At 68.8% G+C, this 24,000-nt stretch carries 19 protein-coding genes and 1 pseudogene; 19 read left to right on the top strand and 1 reads right to left on the bottom strand.

The window, feature by feature from the left end; all coding sequences use genetic code 11:
• Positions 1–253 precede the first annotated feature (253 nt).
• From HC362_RS34670 to HC362_RS34635, 8 genes are all read left to right on the top strand, one after another.
• On the top strand, positions 254–1,306 hold the full coding sequence (locus HC362_RS34670; protein WP_243088289.1) for a DUF4192 domain-containing protein: 1,053 nt from the start codon (positions 254–256) through the stop codon (positions 1,304–1,306).
• A gap of 338 nt (positions 1,307–1,644) precedes the next feature.
• Complete coding sequence (locus HC362_RS34665; protein ID WP_243088938.1) at positions 1,645–2,010, top strand: DUF2958 domain-containing protein; 366 nt, start codon at positions 1,645–1,647, stop codon at positions 2,008–2,010.
• 88 nt (positions 2,011–2,098) lie between these two features.
• A complete protein-coding gene (locus tag HC362_RS34660; protein WP_243088288.1) occupies positions 2,099–2,491 on the top strand; it encodes a hypothetical protein in 393 nt (130 codons plus the stop codon).
• A 773-nt stretch (positions 2,492–3,264) separates the two neighbouring features.
• Positions 3,265–5,064 carry a ParB N-terminal domain-containing protein gene (locus HC362_RS34655; RefSeq protein ID WP_243088287.1) on the top strand — a complete coding sequence of 600 codons (1,800 nt, stop codon included), beginning with the start codon at positions 3,265–3,267 and terminating at the stop codon, positions 5,062–5,064.
• 75 nt (positions 5,065–5,139) lie between these two features.
• Positions 5,140–5,898 carry a single-stranded DNA-binding protein gene (locus tag HC362_RS34650; protein WP_243088286.1) on the top strand — a complete coding sequence of 253 codons (759 nt, stop codon included), beginning with the start codon at positions 5,140–5,142 and terminating at the stop codon, positions 5,896–5,898.
• 58 nt (positions 5,899–5,956) lie between these two features.
• Positions 5,957–6,238, top strand: a complete 282-nt coding sequence (locus HC362_RS34645; RefSeq protein ID WP_243088285.1) for a hypothetical protein — start codon at positions 5,957–5,959, stop codon at positions 6,236–6,238.
• Positions 6,239–6,336: 98 nt separating this feature from the next.
• Positions 6,337–6,888 (top strand): DUF3560 domain-containing protein, encoded by a 552-nt coding sequence (locus HC362_RS34640; protein WP_243088937.1) that lies wholly within the window; start codon positions 6,337–6,339, stop codon positions 6,886–6,888.
• A gap of 1,070 nt (positions 6,889–7,958) precedes the next feature.
• Positions 7,959–8,870: a hypothetical protein gene (locus HC362_RS34635; RefSeq protein WP_243088284.1), complete on the top strand. Its 912-nt coding sequence runs from the start codon at positions 7,959–7,961 to the stop codon at positions 8,868–8,870.
• Between the two features lie 852 nt (positions 8,871–9,722).
• Here HC362_RS34635 and HC362_RS34630 read toward each other — a convergent pair.
• A pseudogene (locus tag HC362_RS34630) lies at positions 9,723–9,872 on the bottom strand (IS5/IS1182 family transposase); the annotation flags it as partial.
• An 87-nt stretch (positions 9,873–9,959) separates the two neighbouring features.
• Between HC362_RS34630 and HC362_RS34625 the strand changes: the two are divergent.
• The 11 genes from HC362_RS34625 to HC362_RS34575 all read left to right on the top strand — a co-directional run bounded on the left by HC362_RS34625 (position 9,960) and on the right by HC362_RS34575 (position 23,844).
• Positions 9,960–10,175 (top strand): hypothetical protein, encoded by a 216-nt coding sequence (locus HC362_RS34625; protein ID WP_243088958.1) that lies wholly within the window; start codon positions 9,960–9,962, stop codon positions 10,173–10,175.
• Positions 10,176–10,905: 730 nt separating this feature from the next.
• Complete coding sequence (locus HC362_RS34620) at positions 10,906–11,592, top strand: hypothetical protein (protein ID WP_243088283.1); 687 nt, start codon at positions 10,906–10,908, stop codon at positions 11,590–11,592.
• Between the two features lie 309 nt (positions 11,593–11,901).
• On the top strand, positions 11,902–12,813 hold the full coding sequence (locus HC362_RS34615; protein WP_243088282.1) for a replication-relaxation family protein: 912 nt from the start codon (positions 11,902–11,904) through the stop codon (positions 12,811–12,813).
• Positions 12,814–13,671: 858 nt separating this feature from the next.
• Positions 13,672–14,868, top strand: coding sequence for a hypothetical protein (locus HC362_RS34610; protein WP_243088281.1), 1,197 nt, complete (start codon positions 13,672–13,674; stop codon positions 14,866–14,868).
• A gap of 464 nt (positions 14,869–15,332) precedes the next feature.
• Positions 15,333–16,304, top strand: a complete 972-nt coding sequence (locus HC362_RS34605) for a conjugal transfer protein (protein WP_243088280.1) — start codon at positions 15,333–15,335, stop codon at positions 16,302–16,304.
• A gap of 3 nt (positions 16,305–16,307) precedes the next feature.
• A complete protein-coding gene (locus HC362_RS34600; RefSeq protein ID WP_243088279.1) occupies positions 16,308–16,616 on the top strand; it encodes a hypothetical protein in 309 nt (102 codons plus the stop codon).
• Between the two features lie 56 nt (positions 16,617–16,672).
• Complete coding sequence (locus HC362_RS34595; protein ID WP_243088278.1) at positions 16,673–17,218, top strand: hypothetical protein; 546 nt, start codon at positions 16,673–16,675, stop codon at positions 17,216–17,218.
• Positions 17,218–19,884 carry an ATP-binding protein gene (locus HC362_RS34590; RefSeq protein ID WP_243088277.1) on the top strand — a complete coding sequence of 889 codons (2,667 nt, stop codon included), beginning with the start codon at positions 17,218–17,220 and terminating at the stop codon, positions 19,882–19,884. The genes HC362_RS34595 and HC362_RS34590 overlap by 1 nt, the downstream gene beginning before the upstream one ends.
• Positions 19,881–20,264 (top strand): hypothetical protein, encoded by a 384-nt coding sequence (locus HC362_RS34585; protein WP_243088276.1) that lies wholly within the window; start codon positions 19,881–19,883, stop codon positions 20,262–20,264. The genes HC362_RS34590 and HC362_RS34585 overlap by 4 nt, the downstream gene beginning before the upstream one ends.
• Entirely contained in the window at positions 20,261–22,729 is a 2,469-nt protein-coding gene (locus HC362_RS34580; RefSeq protein WP_243088275.1) for a hypothetical protein, read from the top strand. The genes HC362_RS34585 and HC362_RS34580 overlap by 4 nt, the downstream gene beginning before the upstream one ends.
• Positions 22,726–23,844, top strand: a complete 1,119-nt coding sequence (locus HC362_RS34575; RefSeq protein WP_243088274.1) for a bifunctional lytic transglycosylase/C40 family peptidase — start codon at positions 22,726–22,728, stop codon at positions 23,842–23,844. The genes HC362_RS34580 and HC362_RS34575 overlap by 4 nt, the downstream gene beginning before the upstream one ends.
• The last annotated feature ends 156 nt before the right edge of the window (positions 23,845–24,000 follow it).

Raw genomic sequence — 24,000 nt, 5'->3', positions numbered from 1 at the left:
TTTCCCTGCACTGCGGGATGCGGATCATCTCAGAACCCATGGATCGCGCGCCCCCTCCGGGGTCGCGCAAAGCGGGCTGCAATGCCAGTCCGATAGGGGCCAACCTTGTATGCATCATGGGGTTGCTTTTGGAGGGTCACGACACACCCCTCCATGCCCTCTCGGAGTTTGGCCCTCTATCCGTATGCGTGTATAGTTACTCCTGTCATCGGGCGGCAACCCGGAGACTCAACCCAGAGACGGAGAAAAACAGATGACGGGTAAGATCAGGGTCACATGCGTATCCGACGTGGTGGAACTTCTACCCATCCTTATCGGCATTGAGCCGTCAGAAAGCATCGTGGCAACGCCGTTGATGAGTCCCGGCGCCCCCATCATGAACTGCGACTATCGCCCGGATGTCCCGCTGGGGAAGTGGCTGGAGTTTGCAGCGGATTCAACGGAAAAGATGTGTGGTTCCGGTGACGTCCGTTGGGCTGCCGTCGTCATCTACTCCGACCCGGAGGAAGGGAAGGACGGACTTTCCGTCGCGGCAGAGGCAGCGCCCTTCATCGAAGTGTTTGCCGATGCGTTCAAGCAGCATGGCACGGAACTGGTCTTCAAGGCATGTGTCTCTGGCGAACGCTGGTGGTGCATCAACTGTGAAGACCCCCATTGTTCGCACGATCCGGACGGGTACCCCATTCCCGGCATTGGTCGGGTTACCGCCGAAGCCACCGTCGCCGGTAGGTCGGTGGTCGGAGAGAGTATGCGCGACGTTCTCAAGCGGTGGTCGCCGATTGAGGACTACGACGCCCAGAAGGTATCCGAAGTGGTTCAGGCAGCAACAGAACGCTTGCACCCAGCAGGCAACGAGGGCAGCATGGCGGAGCTTTGGCGTGCATTCGAGTGTGCCGATCAAGCCCTGCGCGAGGGAAACTCTCCTGACGAAGAAACCGCCTACACCTTGATTGTCGGGTGTGTGGTAAGGGGGAACCGGGACGAGTTGCTGAGCCGTATTCTTTCGGAACCAGCATCTTGGGAGCGTCAGCGGCGCCTATGGGAATCGCTGATCCCGTTGTGCGTTGAGCCGCTCCGGCTTCTTCGCTGCGCTCCGCTGATCATTCTAGCGCTCCTGGAACTCGCGGGCGGTAGGGAAGCATTCGGCCGACTCGCGCTCAAAGAGGCGTTGGAGACCGACCCGAACTATCTGATGGCACAGCTGTTGTACGGCGGCTTGAACGAGGGGCTGAAGCCCTCGGAGTTGGTTGACGCTGTGCGCTTCAGTCTCATTGCCTCCCGCGAACGGGAGGACGACGACGCCTAGGACTCCGCCCCCCGGGGGCGGGCGACCGCCCGCCCCCGGGGATCCCTCGGCGGGCCGCAATCGCGCCGGGCGTCGCTTACACGTTCCCCTATTGCTGTATGGAGGGGAGCAGAGCACGGAGAGATGTTGGCCTTACGGGGTGCGTGGTAATCCGGGGTTGACCAGGGGTTATGGCGGATTTTCCAGCCTGGCTTGTGTGACCCGTTGGGAGACCTTTCGGGTGACTCTTCCTGTGACCCGGTATGTGACCCTTATAGAGGGTAGATTTACTCTTGTCGGGTTTCAGCGGCAACTGAACCCGGCGACCAACCCAGAGAGAATGAAGGAGAGAGAACGTGATGGACTTCCCCTCTGAGTCGCTGAGGATCGAGCGAGGGCACGACTTCTACCCGCGTAAGAGGGACGTCAAGGAAATCCCGGGAATCCGGGAGACCCAGGCCATTCCTTTCAAGGAGAAGACCGTGTATCTCCACTACTTCGTGGGCGGTTGCGACTGGTACGTAGCCGAGTTCGATCGCAACTCGCACGAAGCTTTCGGGTTCGCCTGCGTCCATGTCGGAGAGTGGGGCTATTTCGGCCTTCCCGAGTTGGAGAAGGTGAAGGTCCGGGGGCTGTTCCCGGTGGAGCGTGACTTGAGTTTCCGGCCGATGCGTGCCGGTGACATTCACAAGATCGCCGCTCACCTGCCGCGCCAGCGGCAGTAGTCGTCCCTGGGTGGGGGCGCCCCGGGTGACCGGCGCCCCCACCGTTCCCCCCTCGCGATTTTCAACAAAGCCCGAAGGAGCAGGCGACATGCACTCCAAGTTCGAAAGCGGCGGGCACGCATTCGAGGTGAGCCCGGAAGAGTGGGTGGCTGGCATGGGGCACCTTATGGATCATCTGTACCAAGTACAGGCGCGTTCCGGCATCCCGTTGGGGAGGTTCATCGGCTGCGACCTGTTCCCGCCCTACGTATGGGCCTACCTGGCAGCCACGAGGGCTGGAGATAGGGACGTGCACCAGGTTGCCGCCGTGGCGATGCTCCGCGCGGTGCTGGAGTCCGAGGAGCTGCAACAGAACGTCGTGGCTCTGGCCGAGCAGTTGCTGATCATGAGCGCGCGGGACGTTGAAGCGCAAGCGCGGGGTGATGAGCCAGGTGGCCGGTTGGGTGCGGCATCACTCGCTCCCGTGGGCTCCGGAGGTTGACGAGTAGGTCCCGCGCCGGGCCGGCCGCGAGCTATTCCGGCCGTCGGCTCCCGCTCCCACTACCAGAGGAAGTGATCATGATGTTCGGTTCGGACCTTTCGAATCGCCTGCGGCTGCGGCTCAGCACACGGAAGCTGCTGGCGGACACGGCGCGGGAGATGAACCAGCCGCGTCACGGCAATGCAGGGCTGCGGCAGTCCTACTACTGGCGGGTGCGCAATGCGCGTTCGCCGATGCTGGCCCGGATCAATGCAGAGGAGGTCTGGCACATCGCGCCTGGGCACCCTGGCGGTGCCTGGGCAAGCGTGGACCGCGGTCCCGGGAGGTCGGAGTACCACCTGCCCACGGTCCTCACGCGCGCAGAGCCGGGCAATGGCCGGAGTGTCTACCGCGCGGCGTGTCTGCGCTGTTCCTGGGAGGGCGAAAAGTTGTCCGGCAGGGATGCTGCAGGGTGGGCCGTTGAGGAGGCTCACGACCACGCGTGTTCTCCGTGGCGGACGCTGCGGCCGGTGCCCCTGGCGGAGGCCGGAGGTTCCTGGGCGGTGGTGGTGGCTCAGATGGGGCCCGGGGCACCGGTCGTTGTCCAGGGGCCGGACCGGGGTGTGCGTCATTGGCTGCCCTGCTTGCGCCTGCCGGTCTACTGCATCGCGGCGCGCCCGCGTAGAGCCACTGCGCGTGGTGGGCAGAATCCCCTCTTCTGAGGCGTGTATATTTACTCTTGTTGGTTCGGCGGCAATCGGATCAACGATCAACCCAGAGACCAAGGAGCACCAATGATTCACGCGAGTGACGCGATTCATCAGGGGACGGTCGAGCTGTCGAGGCTGAGGCTTGACCGCAACGTCCGCATGGACACCAAGTTGACCCCCGACTTCCTGCGCTCCGTGAAGGAGAACGGGATTCAGGTCCCCATGCTCGTTGCCGATCAGGGCGACGGCACGTATCAGGTGATCATGGGGAAGCGGCGTACCCTCGCCGGGCTGGAGACCGGCCAGACCGAGGGGCCCGCGTTCATCATCAACGGCGCCGGCTTGGAGGCCGGAGAGACCTATGTCCGTCAGTTGATCGAGAACGACCCCGACTGCCGGGAAGCGTTCACCTCACTGGAAATCGCGGACGCCCTCTTCCACGCCGCCGAAGAAGGCATGGAGTTGGGTGAGGTCTCCCGGCGGTCCGGGTACTCCCAAGTACAGGTGAAGCAGGCCCACAAGGTGGCCAAGACCATCGGCGCGCGTACCCGCCGCACACTGGCCCGGGACGACGAGTCCAACTACGAGTGGACGCTGGACCAGCTGACGATCCTGGGAGAGTTCGACGGCGACGAAGCAGCGGTCGCACGGCTGAACACCGCGCACGCCAACGGATTCTTCGAGCACCAGGCGACGAGGGAACGCAGGGACCGCGAGGAGCAGCGCCTTCGCGAGGAGCGGCGCAAGGTTCTCAGCGATTCAGGTGTGCAGCTGTTCGAGGAGTCAGACAGTCTGCCCGCCGACGCTTGGAGCCTTGAGGAGTTGGAGGTGGAGCGGGAGGACCACGCCGAGTGTCCCGGTCACTGCGCCACGTGGGGTGCGGTCTGGTCTGCCGGAGCGGCGGAGCCCGGATCGGTGGTCTACCTGTGTACCCACCCGGAGAAGTACGGGCACTTCGACACCGAGGAGGCCGAGGGCGCCGGGGCGGCCCGGGCAGAGGGGAGTGCGAGCGAGGGGGCCGGAGAGATGGGCTCGGTCGTCTCCGTGCACGCTCCTCAGGCTCCCCCGGGTCGGCACGAGGAAGACGGTCTCCCGTACCGGTTGAAGGTCGAAGGCAACAAGGCATACCGGGCGGCGGCGGACCGGCGGAAAGAGTGGCTGCGTACAGAGCTGCTGGCACGCAAGTCCGCCCCGAAGGACATGCCAGCATGGGTCAGCCGTCAGCTCCTCACTTGTTCCAAGCCGGTGCAGCAGTGGATCGGGGATGCCGCGAGGACCGAGGTACTTCTGGGGATCATGGGGAAGGGTGATGGCTCGGTGCAGCGCGCGGACCTCTTCCCCGAGAACCCCACCGCGCCCCGGCTGAACCTGTTGAACTTCGCCGTCCTGGCCGCCTCCTACGAGTACCGGATGCGGGATGTCCAGACGTGGCGCAGTGACCGTCCCAACTGGGACACCGAAGCGATCCGGTCCGATGCGCGCGAGTACCTGTCCTTCCTGGAATCCGTCGGGTACGTCCTCTCACCGATCGAGCGGTCCATTGTCGACGGTGAGGCCTACGAGCTCCCAGACGACGAGGACAGCGAGCATCAGGACGACTCCGCCCCCGGCGTGCCGGAGGAGGACGAGGATGCAGATGTCCTCGCGCTCCAGGACGAGGAGGGCGAGGGGACGAGCAGCAGTCAGGTCCCGGACGGGGCGGAGCAGTCCGGGGAGGAGGACCCGGGCGAGTCCGACCAGGGCGAGGACTGGGAGGCCGACGAGGAAGAGGGGGGCGAGGACCAGGACGACGGAGAGGAGGCCGGCCCTGTGGCTGCCGAGGACGAGCCCGAGGAAGGCGAGCCCGAGGAGCACGAGGCCGACGCGGCCACTCCGGACGCCTGACACGTGGTGCGGGTCCTCGCGGTGCCGAGGGCCCGCACCTTCCCTCAGGTATCCCGCAGGAGAGGAGGGGCTCTGGTGACAGGCGAGGTGAGGCCCACCGTGACCGGTGCGGTCAGCGGCGTGCCGCAGCTGCGGTATCTCCCCAGTGGCAGGGCCGCTGTGCGGTTCTGCGTCGCTGTACGGACCCAGGTGTACGACCGGGAGGCGGCTGAATGGTTGTCGGGCGAGGAGTTCCGGTATCTGTGCACCGCACAGGGCCCTCTGGCCGAGCGTGCAGCGGACTCTCTGGCAGACGGCGTGCGGGTAGTGGTGACCGGCCGACTGGAGTTCAAGGTCGGGCTGCCGCACCTCAGCGTGGAGGACATCGGCGTCAGCCTCCGCAGCCGCCTGGTGTACGTCGGCTCCACCTACCCGCTGGCACTGACCCGGCCTGGGCGCGGCCGCAGGTCCCGCGCTCGCGCGGGCATGGCGTCAAGGCCAGGAGGTGAACCGCGGGCGCCATGTCCGCCCGCTCCCCCGGAGGGCCGGACGCGCCATCCCGAGGGCGTGCCCTGCACGAGGCCGTCCGGGCATGTTCCCGGATGGCTGGGCGACTACTACCCCGGCTCCCCGGCGCAGGCCGCCTGGGACGCCCTCGTGGGGCGCGCCGGCGGGGCGTGCGCCGAGCTTGCCCGTTCGACGGGCCCGGAAGATGACGGGCATTCCCATCGCATCAAAGACAAGGAGTTGGACCGTGACGAACGACCAGAGCCAGCAGGCGCCCTCAGCGGCACGGCGAGCGGCCCCGGCGAGCACGGAGCCTCAGGACAGGCTTGTGCGGGCGCCCTCCTATGAGGGGTATGCGGGGCGTTGCAGCTGCGGGGCCGAAATCCCGGATGAATTCTACGGTTCCTTGGCCAAGCTGATTTCAGCGTTCCGCGATCATTTGGAGGCGGACGTGTTTCCGGCCGCTGATTCTGCGGAACTGGGCGAAATTGCGGAGTCCTTCGCGCTGCGCGGGCCGCTTCAGTACCTTCGCATGATCGAGAACACGGAGGTGCACGGCGTCCGCCACCGTGGATGGCTGGTCAGTAGCGCGGAAGGCCGGGCGGTCGACGTCGGAATGTGCGGCACGGCCTGCGGTTTGGGCGCTTGGGAGCCGCTGACTTCGACTCAGGACGGACAGCGGTGGTAAATAACTCCCGAAACTACGAGAATGTATAATTACTCCTAGCGTTTCGGCGGCAACCGGGACGTTATTCCAACCCAGACGAGGAGGCCCCCGTGGCATCCATGCCCCCACCCCGACGCGACACCCCCGAGCAGCGGTACGCGGACAAACTCCAGAACCGCGCCGAGACTCTGGCGAAGCAGGCCGACGAACAGTCCGAGCGCGCGTCCGGCATGTACGGACGGTTCGCAGGTGGCCAGCCGCTTCTGGTCGGCCATCACTCCTACAGGTCCGCACTGCGCGACCGGGACCGGGCCGACAATGCCACCAACCGCGCCATCGAACTGCGGGACCAAGCCCGCGAGGCGCAGTGGAAGGCCGACAAGGCGCAGGCGAAGGCTGACATCGCCGCCCGCACCGTCGGCCGGATCCGGCCCTGGCAGCCGTCCGACTTCCAGCCCGGCGACGTCGTCCAGGCGCGCACGTTCGAGACCCAGGTCGATACCTTCTGCGTCAAGCGGGTCAATAAGAAGACCTTGACGATGCGGGGCCCCGGCGGCGGCTGGGACGACCCCAACCGCACCTACGACCGGGTTCTCTCCCGGACGCGGGACGGTGTCACCCTCACCGAACCCGAGAGGAACGCCGACGAGCGGGACCAGACCGATGGGTGAGCAGGAACCCGGGGCGGAGACCCCCGACAGGCACGGCCCGGCCGAACTGAGGCAGTGCATCGGTTGCCCACCAGGCAATTCAATGCCCCTGTTGCTCAACGAAGTCACATGTTGGCACCACTCACGGATGAACAACGACAACGCAGAGTGTCAGTTGCTCTGCGACGAGTGAGCGGGGGCAGCGCACCCGCCCCCAGCGTCTGCCCGGCGCGTGCGCCTGACGCGTAGCACCCTCGGGGTGGTCTGCGTGGACACCACGCGCCCGCAGACCGCCCTCCCGGGATCCCCGTGGAGCCCCAAAGCGGCTCCGGAACAGCCGTCAGATCCCGCTGCAGGAGGATCACATGGACAACTGTCCGCCCAGGCACCGAGCGGTCTCCCCTCGACTCGACAGTCTCCGCGCCGATGGACCACCCGGCACTGCCACCCACATCTGTCTCGCCGACGGCAACTGTCTCGCTCTCGTGCCCCGATCCGGCCAGGGGGCGGCACCTCCCACCGTGTTCGATGAGGTCTGCCTTTCCCCCGGCCTCAAAGCCCCCGCAACGAGTGCGTGGGCGGAAACAGATGCCTACGGACTGTTTCTGGAGTGCGGGGCCACAGACGCCACACTCCACCGCAACGTCCCCGCGGAGGCCGTCCGCGAGCTCATCAACCAGCACGGCGGAGAACACGCCGAGCCAGACGTTCCACCAGCCGGTACCTGATCTGCGCGGCCGCGCAGATCAGGCCCGCCCCTCCACCACCGGCCCCGCACGGCACTGCGGGGCCAGGCCACCACCTCCCCAGCCGGCCTGAGCGCTGTCTATCAGAGCTGCTCCACTGGGGGCTGCCGAAGGCCCTGGCGGCGGTGGCAGCCACCGCCGCGCGGCTCCCAGGCGGGCGGCCGAAGAAGAACCGCTTCGAGACGAAATGAGCGATCCCGTCGGGACAGGGCCGCGCGCGTCATCCCGAGCACGGCAGCACGCTGCACGCGCTCCGCCCAGGGGCGATGCGGTCCGGAGCAGAACCACCGGTCGGGGCTTCGGCAAGAGCTCCGCGCCGAAACGTCAACCCAGAGAGACCTGCACATGCGGAACGTCGCAATGAGCGCCCAGGAGCCACGCCACCTCACCGGTGACCGGGGCCCCGACGGCCGGTATCCGGTCACGGTTGAAGGGGAGTTGGCCGGTCACATCTACCGCTGGCACGGGGAGTGGTACGCCTGCCTGCTCGGCCAAGTCAACGAGGTGCGCTGCCACGGCCGGGAGAGTGCAGCTGCCAGTCTGGCCGCCCTGCTGGAGTCCGGCGCCAGCCCGGGAGCGGAGCCGCCGAAGACGGGTACCGGAGGAGGTGTTTCTCCCTGGCTGCACCCGCGGATGAAGCCGACCCGGCGCAACATCATCAACGCGGGTATCGCACTGGGCTGGGTGGCCCGAAATCGCCTGGGAACCGCAGCACGCTACCCCGGCTTCGACAACCCCTGGACGCTGCGGTGCCTGCTGTGCGGACAGGACGTCGAGCGGTGGTGGAGCCACATGCGTGGCAGGAACGGTGACCCCACCCCGTCCCGTATGGCGTCACGAGGCTGCATCCCGTTCGAGGAGCAGGCGTCGCGCGTGGCGGTCTTGGTGGGTGAGCCCGTCTCCACGTGCCCGTGTGTGATCCAGCACCCCACCGTGGTCGAGGCACTGCCCGAGGTGCTGAACCAGGCCGCTGCGGCCCGCCGCGCCCCGGCCTCGTCCTGCTTGTACCTGGCCGGCAGGAGCTGTCGCTTCCACGGCGCTTCGCCGACCGGCCTGTCCGACCTCGTTGTGAGGCCCGAATCTCTATGTCTTGTCTCCAGCCGCTGCTCTTCGACGTCCCGAGGCGCCCCCGGGCGCGCCGCGGCTTCCGGGATGACCGTGCTCAGCTACGGGCTGGGCGCCGACAGCACGGCCATTCTGCTCGCCTTCCTGGCCACGCCGAACGCTACGGCCTGGCCCGCGACATCTCCGACCTGATCGTCGTCCACGCGGTGACCGGCGATGAGTGGCCCAACTCTCTCGACTCCGTCGACCGACTGGGCCTGCCCCGACTGCGGCAGGCCCGAGTGCGGCTCCTACAGGTCGCTCGCGGAGGCCCACGCGATGCGGACGGTGTCGTAGTCCTGGACGACAGCCGTGCCCCGCAGCGCACCTTCGCCCCTGGACCCTGGCGCTTGTCGGACGAGCTGCGCGCAGCCGGAACCGTTCCCCAGATCGCTCACGGACGTCGGACATGGTGTGTTAGCTGCACCAGTGTCACTGATCACGAGACGAGATGATCTAGAGCCTGTTTTGAAGGTCGGGGCAGCCGTTAGCCAGTGGTTCGTGACGGCGACGTGGTGCGTGGGCGATGGGCTCGAACGTCCACAGGGCGTCCATCGGGATCGCGAGCTGTCATCGTCCACTGCGTGGGCAGTGTCTCGATCTATCCGGCCACCCGGCGCCCAGGATTTGTTCGCGAACCTCACGCAGTTGCGCGCATGTTCCCACGCGCAGCCCCCATCCGGCCTTCCTGAGGGGATCGAGATCAGTGGTTGGGGCGGTAGCGGTTTCGACGATCATTAGGTGGTCGTCCCCGCCGACATCGATGACTGCGATCCGAGGATCAGAAGCGGTTGCAGCGCGCTCGAATGCGAGCGCTGCTCCGAGCTACTCCGTGTAGTACGTCACGAACTGGTCGAGGTCGGTCGTGGACAGAGTCAGATGGTTGATTCCGAAGAGATCGGGCATTGTGGGCCAACTGTAGTGCAGCCGCTGGACGGCGTCTGAGGCGCGGATGAGATGTAGTCACAGCGCCTGGCGTATCAAGGTGAGTTGGATGGTGGTTTCGTAGCGGACGGCGAGTTTCTCGTAGCGCGTCGCGACGCCTCGCGCCTGCTTGAGCAGTCCTATCCGGCACTCGACTTTGTGTCTGGCCTTGTACCGCTCACGGTCGAAGCCGGGTGGGCGGCCGCCGGTCGAACCTCGGCATCTGCGGTGTCCGGCCTGGGTCGCGCTTCTCCGGGATGGTGTGCGGGATCTGCCGGCAGCGCAGCTACTCGCCGAGGGCGCATAGAGCACGTCGCGATGGCCCTCAACGAACGCTCCAGCCTGTACTGGAGGGACTCCCTTCACCGGCGCCTGACCGAGGACGGCCGCAACCGCGCCGTCCTCGACGCGTTCGAGGAGTCGCTGAACCAGGCCCCGTATGCGGTGTACGAGGTTCGACGCCTCTATTTCGCCGCCCGGATCGAGGACTGCAGCAAGCACCATGGCCGCTCCTGCCGCTCCCCGCGGTGGTGATGCCGTCAGCGGCGGACCGACCAGTGCTGCGCCGATCAGCCGGGGTAAGTTCGAACGCTGGTGCTCTGGCGGTGAAAGGTGCAGGGAGCGGCAAAGAAGGGGACGGCATGGCGCTCGGTGCGCACCGTGCGGGCGGGGGACCGCGGTGCAGTTGCCCGGCTGGTCCGTCGCTTCCCCGCCCGACACGGTCTGCCCATCCGTCGGGGAGAGCTGTCAGGCATCGAGCGGGCCCACTACCTCGACACCGGCGCGAGCTACCCCACAGCCGTCGCCTATGCCGTAGCCGCACCGGCGGGTGTGCAGGACAAGCAACGCCCCGCACTTCGAAAACAGCCTGGGCCCGACACGCCGGGTCCGACAGCCCCAGCATCTGTTCGAGGACGCCGTCTACCGGTGAGATGCAGAGCCTGGACAGCTCAGAGAGGGGGCGGGAACTGGCGCAGAAGAGGAGCTGAACCACATGCACGGCTCGCCTTTTCGGCCCCGGCGTGGTCACGGAGCGGAGCCATCGCCAAGTTCGGGGACCCCCCCCCCGAAGCGGGTATGATTACCTGTGTCGTATTGGTGATGGCCGGCAGGAGGCACCCCGAGAGGTGTCGACCCAGGGCGGCAACCCCGATCGAACGTCCGGCCGGCCATCTGGCCCCAACCCAGAAAGATGGAGCACAACCGAGGTTACCGGACTCGTGAGTGCTTCATCACCGCTCATGCCTTGGGAGATTCAGTGACCGTGAGTGAGAACCAGCGCGATGTCGACGGCCGACCGGTGGTCAACCGTGCCTGGATCGGCGAGCGCGCCGAGGTCAGCGGCGAGACGGTGAAGTCCTGGTTCCGGAGCGCTTCGGCGGTGGCTCCCCCGAGCGCTGTCGCCACCATCGACCGCGTCCAGTTCTACGACCTTACGGACGTGGAGAGGTTCCTCGCCGAGAGGCAGCAGGCCAAGCGAGCCTCTGTGCTGCCCACCGACCCGGAGCTGCACCAGGGCGACGAGGACGACCTGATCGACATCAACACCGCAGCGAAGTGGTTCGGCTTCTCCGGCCCCTCCGTCATCCGCTCCTACCTGCGGCACAACCCCGGCTACTTCCCCGCGCCGGCCGGAGAGGTGGAGGGCCCCAGCGGGAGGATGATCCGTGCGTTCAGGCGCGGCGACCTGATCGCCTTCGACAAGAAGCGCGACGGGGACAACACCGGCGTCGCCGGACGACCCCCCGGTTCCCCAGGACCAACCGCGGGGCGCCGCTCTCCCGACGTACTGCGGCGGATCGCTCTGGCCCGCCAGTACATGGAGCAGATCGGTGGCTGGCATCGCGGCATCGCCGTCGAGCTCGCCCAGCAGACCGACGAGCCTGTCAGCCGGTGGCATCGCGCCGTCCGGGAAGCCAGGCAGGAGCTCTCCAGCTCAGACACCCCCTGAAGACCGCCTTCGCCGAAGCTCGCGGCCCGCGGCGCAGACCCCTCCACCCCTCGCTTCCGCCCTACCAGAAAGCAGGAGCGCTTCAACGCGCAGTCCGCCCGTCCTCTGTGCCAGCGATGGCGAGGGAGACGCTCCTGAACGCGCCACTCACCACACCAGCCAGGCGCTGGTGAGCGGCGCTTGCCGCCTTCTGTGACGGCATCGAGATGCCGTACGTGTGGCCATGGTGAGCGCAGCGGTGAAGGGGCCGGGTGGAGTGCTGGCAGGCGCGATGAGCGCCCCCAAGAGCACTTCGTCGATTGGACTTCGATGTCTGCCACTCCCCTCTCGAAAGCGCGCCCGCTGGCCGCTCACCGAGATGCGACGCCTCTTCGTGAGCAGATCCTGAGCTGCCTCTTCCGCCACCAGGTCGCCCACACCGGCCAGCTGCACCGCCTGCTCTACCCTGCTCCGCGGCCCCGCGCGGACCATCTTCGGCGCTGCCTGCGCAGCCTGCGCGCCGACGGTCTCGTGATCGAGTCCTCGCGGGCCCACCACCACTCGCTGTGGGCGCTCTCCGCCCAAGGGAGCGCTCTGGTCTCCTCCTGGCCCCCGTTCGCCAGCGGGCGCACCCGGTGGCGTTCCCGCCTGGACAATCAACGAACGGCACACGCCCTCACCACGACGCGTGCGTGCCTGGCGTTCCTCGATGACGCCCGGGCCCGCGGAGACGAGTTCCACCCTCTGGACTGGCGACCGGAGGTCCGCCATCCGTTGCATGACGGTGCGGCCGTCGGTGAGCGGAGTCTGGTGGCCGATGCGGTGCTGCGCTACACACGCACGGCTCCGAGCCGCCAGCTGCTCCGGGCCTTCGTTGAAATCGACCGGGCGACCGAGTCCCCCGAGCGCCTGGCGGCCAAGATCCTCACCTTCGCCCGCTTCTACCGACATCGGCCCGGCCAGCGGGGCAGCAAGTCCTCCGGTGTGCCCGCATGGCAGGAGCTGTATCCGCGCTTCCCCCGGGTGTTGTTCGTGCTGAGCAACGCGGGGCCGCGGGCGCAGTACCAGCGGATCACCGACCTGCAGATGTTGGTCCGCCAGCATCCGCTCGCCTCGTCCTTCGCCGCGGAAGTGCCTCTTGGTGTCGCCGTCCTAGAGGAGATGGAGAAAGACGGCCCGTCAGCCAACGTGTGGGTCCCCCTCGCCAGGAGCGGCGGGCGCTGCAGTTGGATGGACCTGTGAGCTCCCCGGTCGCTGCTCGGTCTTGAGCCAGTCGGCGCCGGGATGACCTTCGCGGCGCCAACGAGACACCGCCCTCTTGCAGGGCGGCCCACATGCTCAGCTACCTGCGGCGCCTCGCTCCGCTACGGGAACCGCCGATTCGGAGTGATGTTCATCCCTGGCCGAAGGGTCAAGGTGTGCCCGAGGGCGGCCGAGCGGGCACCTCGAAACCGCTGCTGCGGCCTTCGCGCTCGTACTCAGCCGCGAGGAGCAGAAGGTGGCGGGACAGCGTCACGACGGCGGCGCCGGGGCGAGGAACTGCGCGCGGTGCGCTCTGGATGGTCGAGCAGGGGTCCCACCCCGGAGCTGACGAGAGGACCGTCGCGGACAATCTCGCTGCGCGGATGGGAGCCAGCACGGACGGTCACGTCGCCTACGGTCTCCAGTCGATAGGCACCCGGGTGGACGGCTCCCGCAGCTGGGTCACCTCCCAGGCCGGGTTCTGCTGGAGCTCGGGCTCCTTGCCTGGGTCGAGCACGGTGGGTGCCAACCAGGGCGGCCGTTCTGGAGGAGTTGAAGGAGGCCGACGCTTCCTCTCCGGCGTGGATGCCGCTGCTGGATGGCTCGGCATCGCCGCGGGGGTGGATGGAGTTGTAACCCCGCAGGCGGTGCGCGGCCTGAGGGCCCCGCTCACCACGCACGCCAGGGCGTGGTAAGCGGGGCTTTTCGCATGGTGGGCGCGGCTTGTTGTCGCATCGAGATCTTGCTGGGCGGACGGTGGCAAACGCCTCGGTGAGCTGCGGGGGTTGAGCTGGGTCAGGTGCCTTGCACCGTTCCCAGCCCCGCCGCCCCCATCGTCGGGGGCTCCCCGGAGACGCGATGACAGCCGCTGTGCCCGATCCGGGCGTGCACCTGGTGCGTGATCCGGCCCTCCAAGAGGTCACGCGGACCGCCTCCCGGCAGCTGCGCCACGGGGCCGATCTGCGGGCGGCCGCGCGCTGGATGGTCCGCGCCCGCCTGCACCCGGACGCAGGCGAGGGAACGATCCGGGTTGCCGACGATTTCGCCGACCGAATGCACCGCAACAAGCACGGGCACGTGGCCTACTGCCTGGACCAGATGACGGTGCGGCTGGGCCGCTCACGCAGCTGGGTGGCTGCGCAGGTGCGCATCCTGCGCGAGCTTGGACTGCTCGTGTGGGTCGAGCACGGCTCCGCACTGCGCAACGCACTGCGCACTCGCCACGGCGACCAGTTCCGTTCCGGCATGGGCTTCCGCCGCACTGCCACGATCTACGCCTCCTGTGCCCCGCCGGTCTGGGACCGGGCGCGCGGACACCGACTGCGCGGCCGGGGATACACCGCCCGCGTGGTGGGAGTGACCGAGCAGGGCAGAGCTCTGGCCGTGCGGGATGCGCGCGCGTACTCCGCCTGCGGCTGGACCCCTTCTGTTGCCCCCACCCCCACACACCGTTCCCCTCAGGCAGAGGGGAAGAAAAACTACACACGCAGGCGTGCGACGGCAGCACCTCGGACCACAAGCAGTACCCGTTCCCCGGCTCAAGCCGCAGCCGACGTGGAGATCGCGCGCCGGATCAGGCCCCGTGTCCGCTGGACCCAGCGCGCAGGCCTGCGGCAGCTCGCCTTCGCCCTGCGCCCCCTGATCGACCAAGGGCTCGGAGAGGAGGACATCGCCGCCACGCTGATGTCCTGGTCGCTCGGCTGGGGCGACTGGCGTCCCCGGCGGCCGGCCGCGGTCATCATGGCCCGCCTCCGCAACGCCCAGCAGGACAACCACCGCGCGAAGCCCACCAGGAGGCAGGGGGCGTGCCCGTGCCCTCACCGCCCGTACGACCCTCAGGTTCAGGAGGCATGGAGCGAGGCCGTCCGTGTGGCCAGGCGTGCTGCCGAGCGTTTCGAGCACCGCAGGGTCCCGGCTGCCGTGCAGGCGGCCCCGCAGTGCGCAGCAGCCTGGAGCCGGCAGGAGGCGGTGCGCATCCGCGAGACGATTCTGGCTTCCCTCGCGTACGCCGAGGCAGCCTCGCGGCGCCGCCTGGAAGAGGCGTGCGCGTTCTGACGCGGCCCTGTGTGCAGACGGTTGCGCAGTGGCGCACCAGGACGAAGAGGGGAGTAGCCGACTGCGCAGCAAGGTCATCAGTGGCGCGCGCCTTCGGTGCGCGAGCGGATAGGCCTGCGGGTTGCCCGGCGGATCGAGGCCCGCGCTGCAACGCGGGCCTGCTTCATGACCACGAGTGGATCACTCGGGAAGGTGCGCCCTCCGTGTGCCGCGAGGCGCCCCTCCTCAGTCCGGTTCACAGGTGCTGAGTATCGCTCGCAGCAGGGCGCTGGCCTGCGGTGGTAAGCGGCGCCGGGGTCGTGGCGAGTTCGCTTACCACGGCCCCGGCGCCACTTACCACGCTACTTACCACGGGATGTGTGATGGACCCGTGACCGTCGAGCGGTGCTGGTGGGAAGCGGAGCGGTAAGCACACGGTCGAAGAGTGAGGGCATCTGAACCACCGCTTCGCAAGGGAGCACCTGATGCCACTCACTCGTCCGTCCTCGGGGGAGCGCCCCGAGCCACCCGTCGACCCGCCGGCGACGGCTGCGGGCCAGAAGGTTCGCTTCCGGTCGGTTCTCCTCGGCCGTGTCCTGGTGTATGCGGCGCTGGCGACCGGTCCGGCCGCGCTGGCTGTTGCGTGCGCATCGGGCCCGACGGTTGTGCGCAGTGAGCCCTCGGCGACTGCGCAGCGCGGTGCGCGGTCGGAACCCGCCGCGGATCCGGCCGGGTACGCCGCTCTCTTCGTCGATCTGTGGAGCCAGGGGTCTGAGACGGCGCGGCTCATGGCGCCGGATGTGCCGGTGCCGGAGTGGAGGGAGGAGGCGCCGTCGGTTGAGCGTGTGCATGCGGTGGGCAGTACGCAGGTGCGTCAGGGCGCGTGGTCGGTCACGGTGGCGGTGCAGCTGGGCGGGGACTCGCCGGTCCGGTTTTTCACCGTGCCGGTCGCTACGCGCTCCGGGCAGAAGTTCGCGGTGACCGCTGCGCCCGCCGAGGTGGCGGTGCCCAAGGCGCCGTCCGGCGGGGAGGAGCCGCCCTACCGCAAGAGTGTTCCGACGACCTCCCCGCTGGCGTCGACCGTGCGGGACTTCCTCAACGCGTACGCGGGCGGGAGCGGAGGCGCCGAGCGGTACCTGGCCCCCGGGGTTTCGCTGCCGCCCCTTGCGCCGTCGCCCTACGAGAAGGTGACGGTCGAGCGGCTCATGGCGGCCGGTCGGCAGACCAAGGGAGAGGTGGGCAAGGACGGTTCCAAGATCCGCGTGCGGGCTGAGGTGACGGCGCGGGATACGGAAGACCGCGACTGGCCGCTGACGTACGGGCTGCGGTTGCGCGCGCGTGACGGTCGCTGGGAGGTCCTGGCCTTGGAGTCGGGCCTGGAGTCGTCGCGTGCGAAGAGCAGCTCCGCCGGCGCGCATGCCGCCGCCTCATCCGGCGGTACGAAGGCGGGGTGGTGAGCCGTGCTGCTGGCCGGAGAGTTCGAGGACATCGGTGACCACCTGCTGGGGATGGGCACCAGCTGGGCCGAAAACGCGTTGAAGTTCGCGCTGCTGGCAGTGGTCGTTTACCAGGTCATCAAGCGGTTCAGCCTCAAGGCCGGGATCGGCGCCCTGATCGGTCTTGTCGTTTGCCTGTCGATCTACGACAGCCGCGAGGACCTCTCGGACGCTTTCAGCACCGAGTTGAACGGCGCCGGACGCCCCGACGCGGTAGTCCAGGTCAACCCGCACGGTACCGGCGCTCTGGCCGAAGGCGGGGGGCGGGCGTGAGCTCGGCGGGGAAGAGGGTCAGCCGCTCCTACACGCGAGCGAGGCATCTGCCCTGGGTGCTGGGGAAGATCGGCGACTGGACTCTTCCCCTGGGCCCCTACAACGCGGCCCAGTTGCTGATCGCGTTCGTCGGCAGCTTCGTCCTGATCAAGACCTTCGGATTGTGGTCGTGGATGGGGCCGCTGCCGCCTCTGGCGCTGGGCGTTGCGGTGTGGGCGGCGCGCCGCACCCGCGTCTATGGCCGTTCTCCCCTGTATGTGGCGTGGGGCTTGGTCTCCTACGCACTTCAGCCTAAGGAAGGGCGGATGCACGGCCGCCCTGTGCGGCCGGCTCGGGCCCGGGTACTCCTCGGCGGCTTCCACCTCTTGGACACCGCCACTGCGGGCGTCGGTGCACCCGCCGGTGCTGCCCCTGTCAGCCGGCCTGCCCGCACCGTGCGGCCATCGCTGCGCACCGGGCGGAGACAGGGCGCAGCTTCTCGCTCGACCGCCCCGGTGACCGGAGCCGCGCCGGCGCCGACCGCGCTGCAACAGCTTCTGGCCCGCCAGGAGGCGGTCCGTATCTCTTCTTCTCTTTCGAACTCTGACGACAGGAGGCCGTGATGCGCGTGGCGATCCGTCACCTCGCCGACCATCTGCTGTGGTCCGCCGCCGGTCCGGTCTGGGCCGTGTGGCGGCTGGAGCCGCACGGCGCCCGCTACATGGGAGCCCAGCAGCGCGACGAGTTGCTCAGTCAGCTGACCGGCCTGGTGCGCGCCCTGCCCAAGACGGCACGGCTGTATGGACTGTGCGCCCAGGTTGATGCCGGCGAGGTGGTGGCACGGATGCTGGAAGGCGTTGACCTGGAGAGGTACCCGCACTGGGCCGAGACCGCAGGTGCGGACCTGGAACTACTCGACGGCCTCGAGATGCACCAGCGCACCTGGTGGCTGGCCGTTCCTCTGGAGACCCAGCAGCGGCGCCTGGATATCGCGGCCGCACTGGGCGGCGTGTGGGCGGACCTGTCTGCTCTGCTGGGCCTGCGGCCGACGCCGGTGCCGCGTGAGGAGGTCGTCTCCTACAAGGAGCGGGCGGCGCAGATCGAAGCGGAGATCACCGCGATGGTGCCGATGCGCCGGGCTCGCCCCGCAGAGATCATGTGGATGCACCAGCACGTGGTCCACCGCGGGCTGGAGGAGCCGCTGCTGGTCGAGGCGAGCGCCAGCGAAGGCGGTGGCGGCAAGATCCTCGGCCAGGTGCTGCGCTCCCCCAGCTACCAGGACCTGGGGCAGGTGCGGCTGCTGGAAGGCGGCCAAGAGACCCTGGAGTACCGCCGGGAGAGCAAGCGGAACCCGTCACAAAAGCGTGAACGGCGGCAGGGCCGGTTGTCGCCGGTGCGGCGCACGTGGCTCCAGGTCGAGTCCGCCGAGGGCACCGGCTATCAGGCACACCTGCCGCTGACGGAGATGCCGCGGGCGGTCGCCGCCGAGAGCGCGGACCTTCTCGCACGGCTGGAGGAGTTGCCGTTCCCGGTGGACTTCGTGTGCGATCTGCGGCTGATCAGCACGCAGGAGGTCAAGGAACAGGTCCAGCGGAAGAAGCGTGAGCTTGCCGACCAGGCCGACCAGTACGCGGCGCACACCGCCACTGGGGTGCCCGAGGAGATGTACGACGCGGCCGCCGATCTGGGTGAGCTGGATTCCCGTGCCTCGCAGTCCACGGTCGAGGTCGAAGTCCAGGCCGTCACAGTGCTGTCGGTGTGGGGGCCTACTCCGCGAGTGTGTGACGAACGGGCGCGAATGCTGTCCAAGCGGGTGCAGAGTGCCAGCTACCGGCTGGCCCGGCCGGCGGGTGAGCAGGAAGAGCTGATGTCGCTGTCGCTGCCCGGCTCGCCCACGCCGCCGCGCTCCCGGCAGTACGAGCAAAACCAGCTCGGCGAGGACTGGGTGTTGGGCGGCGCCCTGGTCGGGGGCGGATTCGGGGACCGGCGCGGGCAGATGATCGGCATCAGCCAGGACTCGGGCACGGTGCGGCCGGTTCTGCTGGACATCGCGCAGAGCGTGCTGGAGAACTTCTCCGCGTCCTTCGGCGTGGTGGGTGATCTGGGCGCGGGCAAGTCGGTTCTGCTCAAACTGATCAACGCCGGTCTGGTAGACCGGGGCGGACGGGCCATCGTCATCGACCGGACCCCGGTGCGGGAGTGGGCCCACTTCGCGCAGTCGGCCGCGCCTGGCCGCTGTCAGGTCGTCGACGCCGCCCAGGCGCAGATGAGCCTGGACCCGCTGCGGGTCTTTCCTCCGGCCACTGCCGCGCACTACGCCCTCTCGTACCTGACGCTCCAGTTGGGGATCGGGCCGCTGACCGCGCAGGGCTCCGTTCTCAAGAGCGCGATCAACAAGGCGCAAGCCTCTCCGGCGCCGTCGATGGCGGCGGCGATCGCGGCGCTGGAGGAGATGGCGGATGACGGCGCCAGCCGGGGCCAGGAGGCCGCGATGCTGCGCGACCTGCTGACGATGGTCTCTGAGGAGCCTCTGGCGGCAGCCGTCTTCGACCCGGAGCTGCCGCCGATCTCCCTGAAGTCGGACCTGGGCGCCGACTGGGTGGTCATCACCACCGCCGGGCTGACACTGCCGCCCCGGGAGGCGGTGGCCAACCCGGAGCTGATGCGCAGCCAGCCGACCGAGGCCCTGATCGGCCGCGCCGTCCTGTATCTGCTGGCCGCACTCGCCCGGCAGGTAGCGTTCGAGGACCCGGAGCGGTTCTGCCTGATCACGGTCGATGAGTGCTACTGGCTCACCTCCAGCGCGGAAGGGCTGGCCCTCGTGCACGAAGCGGTGCACGACGGCCGTAAGCACGGCGCCGGCATGGCGCTGGGCGGCCACGATGTGGAGGAGCTGGGCAACGAGACGATCCGCGGCCTGCTGGCCCACCGGTTCCTGGCTCGGACCGCGGATGAACGGCTGGCCGCCCGCGGCCTGGAGTTCCTGGGACTGCCGGAGGACGACGAGACGCTGCTGCGCACGGTGACCGGCGACCTGTCCCCCGCGGGGGACGCACGACGGGCCGGGGAGATGCTCGTGCGCGATCCGAGAATGCGGATCGGGCGCATGCAGGTGGTCGTGCCGCCCCTGCCGCGGATCGAGGAGGGCATCTTCACCACCCCCGGCGACCTGACAGCCGGGCCGCGGCTGGAGAAGAAGCAGGCCGCGCCCGTCTCCGCTGCCCAGGCGAGGCAACTGCTGGACGACAGCGAGCGGCAGGCCGCCGCGGCCGGGGGGAGGCAGGCATGAGGTCTCAGAGGAACCGGATGCGGGCTGCCCGGCTAGTGCAGTGGCGCAGCACGCTCGGTACCGGATGTGTCGTAGTGACCCTGGTGGCAGCCACCGCGCTGGTGTGGCTGGCCGGCTGCGGCCCCTCGCTGCTCCCCGAGACCGGCGAGGCCTTCAACGGGCAGCCGGCACAGCAGCACAGCCAGCCGTCCGAGCAGGAACTGTCCAGTGATCCGTGTGATCTGGCTGCCGGTCCGGTCCGTGACGTGTGCCGGGAAGACGGCAGTCCGCGGACCGAGGAGCCGGGCGGTGCGCCGTCACGCCCTCAGGTGGCCCTGCTGGCCTGCTCGGCCCTGGGCCTGGGCGGTGTGTGGCTGTTGGCCGGGAGGAGGCTGAGGTGAAGCGGGCCAGCAGGACGGCTGTGGTCATAGGTGTTGGTCTGCTCGCCGTGCTGGCCGCCGCCGGGCCCGCAGCCGCAGACGGTCGCACGCTGGCAGCTGAAGACGGTGGCGGCGGCGGGCTGCTGGGGCCTTGGAACGTGAAGTCCAGCGAGGGGGTCCGGCTGGAGAAGTACGAGCTGTTCGGGGGCGGGGATACCGACTTCACCGACTCGGCCATGCGGTTTCTGACCGGCGGTCTGTTCGCGCTGGCCCGCACCGTGGTGGGAGCCTGTTGCTGGCTGATCGACTGGGCCTACCGCTTCCCCATCGTCGACAGCCTCACCTCCCCCGCCCAGCATGTCTCGGACGCCTACCGGGACCGCATCGTCGAACCGCTGGGCATCGTCCCGCTGTTCCTGGCGTGGGCGTTCGTCTTCGGCCTGGTGCTCATCATGCGCGGCAAGGTGGGCCGGGGTGCCGGGGAGATCCTGCTCACGCTGTTGATCTGCGCCCTGTCCGCGTCGACCTTGGTACGGCCGGACTATCTTCTCGGCTACGAAGGCCCCATCCAGCAGGTGCAGCGAGCGGCCCTCGAGGGTGCAGTCATCACCGCCAAGGCCGACCACGAGCCCAAGCAGGACAAGAACGACCCGTGCGCCGCGGTCCTGGGCCCGACGCGCCAGGTGTGCGAGAACAGCCCGGAGACCAAGAAGGCGAGGGAAGCAGCCAAGGGCGCCGCCGCCAAGAAGCGGGCCAAAAAGTGCGAAGCGATCCCTGGCCCTGCCCAGGAGACCTGCAAGAGCGAGGAACGGGCCCCGGCCGCTGAAGACGTCTCCGAACCCATCACCCGCACACTGACCGACGTCCTCGTGGTGCAGCCCTACCAGCTGCTGCAATGGGGCCGCACCTTCGATAAGAGCGACCCCGCCTACAAGACGTACAAGGAGACCATCGACTACGAGCTGGACCGCAGCGGCTGCGAGAACGTGCCCGGCCCTGCCCGCGAGTACTGCGGTACCGGGTCCGGCACCGTCGAAAGCGGCGGGCCTCAGCGCAAGAAGATGGAAAAGCAAGGGGAAGTGGGCAAGCAGGCCGCTGCCTACAACGAGAAGCTGACCTGGTCACGGCTCCTGGGCGCATTGTGCGTGCTGGTCGCGGTCCTCGTCTTCGCGCTGATCATCCTGGCCATGGTCGTCGCCCTGGTCTGCGCACAGTTCGCCGCGGTGTGCGCGGCGGCCGTGGGGCTGATGGCGCTGGCCTGGGCAGTGCTGCCCGGGCCCAACCGGGGGGCCGCCTGGAAGTGGGTGGGCGTCTTCGCAGCGGTGTCGGTGGTCATGTTCGGCATCGCGCTGTTCATCCCCTTCCTGGGTATCGCCTGCAAGGCGGTACTGACCAACAACGAGCACACCGTCGTGGTGGAGCGGCTGATCCTGCTGGACGGTCTCGCGGTGGCCGGGCTGGTCGGACACCGCTGGATGCTGCGTCAGGCATCCGGGCTGGGCCAGCGGTTCGCGCTACGGATGCGGTACGCCAAGGTCGGCGGAAGCCACACCCTGGGCGAGCAGGCGGCCGCCACGAGCATGGCTCTGGCCTCCCTCGGCGTCGGCTCGGCCAGCGGCAGTACCGCAAATGGCGGCGGACTGGGGCTGGGACGCGGCTTCGAAGGGCCATGGGCCGCCTTCCAGCAGCGGCGGGCGAAACTCGCCTCCGGCATGGCGACCCTCGCCGACGGTGCGGGGACCCCCGGACATCCCGGGGCGTTTCTCGGCCAGGCCCGGGACGAGGCACGGCGTGCGCTGGCGCCGCTGAGCGTGCCACTACGGGCCGCCAAGAACGCCTGGGTGGGCAAACCTCCGGACCCGGGGCCCCATGGCTCCGCTGGTTACGGGGGCCCGGGCGGCCCGACTGGTGGTAGCCCGGCCGGTGGGGGCCCGGTTCGGCCGGGCGGGGACGGCAGCCCGCACGGGGGCGCCGGCAGTGGTGGGGCGCGCACGGTCATCGACGGCCGCACCGGGGAAATCCTCTCCGAGACCAGCAGCCGTGAGGACGCTGACGCGCAGGCACCGCGGGAGACATGGCAACCCGTCGGGGAGCGGCTACGGGAGCGCGTGGCCCGTACCCGGGGCGGCCGGGTGGCGCTGGGCGCCGGGCGTGTGGCGTGGCATTCGACGATCGGGCTGCCCGCTGCGGTGGAGCGCAGCCGAGGCAAGGGCAGCGAGTACGCGCAGCGAGTCCAGCGGCACGTCAACCACTACCAGCAGGTGGCCGCGCAGTGGGGAGTCGACAGTCGCGCGGGCGCTCAGCGCCTCGCCAATGGAGCCCGCCGGGTCTCTGCTCCCATCAATGAAGCGGACCGATGGCTGGCCTCCCCCGGGCCCCGCACGCCGCAGCGGCCGAACGTCTACACCTACCGCGACGGGGAGTTCGGCTATCAGGCTCCCGGGTCGCGCAGGCGCCGGGACGGTGACGGTGGTGACGGCTCGTGAAACGGCTGCGCCGCTGGGGCTGCCTGACGGTGGTGGGTGGGCTCGTGTGTGTCGGTCTGCCGCTGGGGCTGCTGGCGGCCGCCGCACACCAGATGCAAGAAAAGGAGGGCGGACTGTTGACCAAGATCGCGGGGGTGCGGTGGCCGATGCTGCTGGCCTACCAGACGGCGGCGAAGAAGTTCCAGGAGATGGAGCCGAAGGCCAAAGGAATGGACTGGTCGATTCTGGCCGGGATCGCGAAGGTCGAGTCCAACCACGCGGCCAGCCGCAGCATCGGGGACGACGGGACGCTGGCCAAGCCGATCTACGGCCCACGGCTGGTCGGGGACGGCACCGGGGGCAACACCAGCCGCCACAACGACACCGACCACGGGCGTCTGGACGGCGACAGCAGAGTGGAGCGGGCCGTCGGCCCCTTCCAGTTCATGCCCGCGACCTGGGCGACCACGGGCAAGGACGGTAACGGGGACGGAAAGAAGGATCCGCAGAACGTCTACGACTCCGCGCTGTCGGCCGCCTACTACGTGGGCAAGGGCCGCGACCTGACCAAGCCCGACCAGCTGCACGCCGCGCTGATGTCCTACAACCACTCCGAGGCGTACGTGCAGGAGGTCACCCACTGGATCGAGCGGTACCGGGCCGCGGCCGCCACGGAGTCCTCCTCGCTCCCGGCCGCCCGTGGCAGCGCCCGGAAGGTGATCCAGGCGGCGCAGAAGCAGATCGGCACTCCTTACTCGTGGGGCGGTGGCAACAGCCGCGGGCCCAGCCGGGGCGTCTGCTGCTCGCCCAGCGGCACATCGGGGGCCTCCATCAAGGGCTTCGACTGCTCGGGCTTGACCCAGTACGCCTATGCCCGGGCTGGGGTGAAGCTGCCCAGGACCGCCGCTGCCCAGGCCGGCGTCGGTAAGCGCATCCCCCTGTCCAAGGGGCTGGCTGCTCTGCGCCCCGGCGACTTGGTCTTCTTCGGCTACAACCCGTCGAGGACGGCCACCATCTATCACGTGGGGATCTACCTGGGCGGCGGGAGAATGCTCAACGCCCCCAGGCCGGGTACGAAAGTACGTATCGAGCAGGTGTGGGACCGCGGCTTCGCCGGGGGTGCCCGCGTCCTATGACTCCGCGCACCACGAAACCGGGCCGGGCCGCCGGACTATTGCTGACCGCCGCCGTGCTCGCCGCATCAGGCGTCTTCCTCCTGCTGCAGCCGGCTGGCGGCCACGACCAGGCCGGGCAGCATGAGGCGGCCCCCCTCAGTTCCTCCCTACCTCCTG

The sequence above is a fragment of the Streptomyces sp. 891-h genome (assembly GCF_022760275.1).
Classification (GTDB): domain Bacteria; phylum Actinomycetota; class Actinomycetes; order Streptomycetales; family Streptomycetaceae; genus Streptomyces; species Streptomyces spirodelae.
This window is presented reverse-complemented; position numbering and strand designations above follow the sequence as displayed.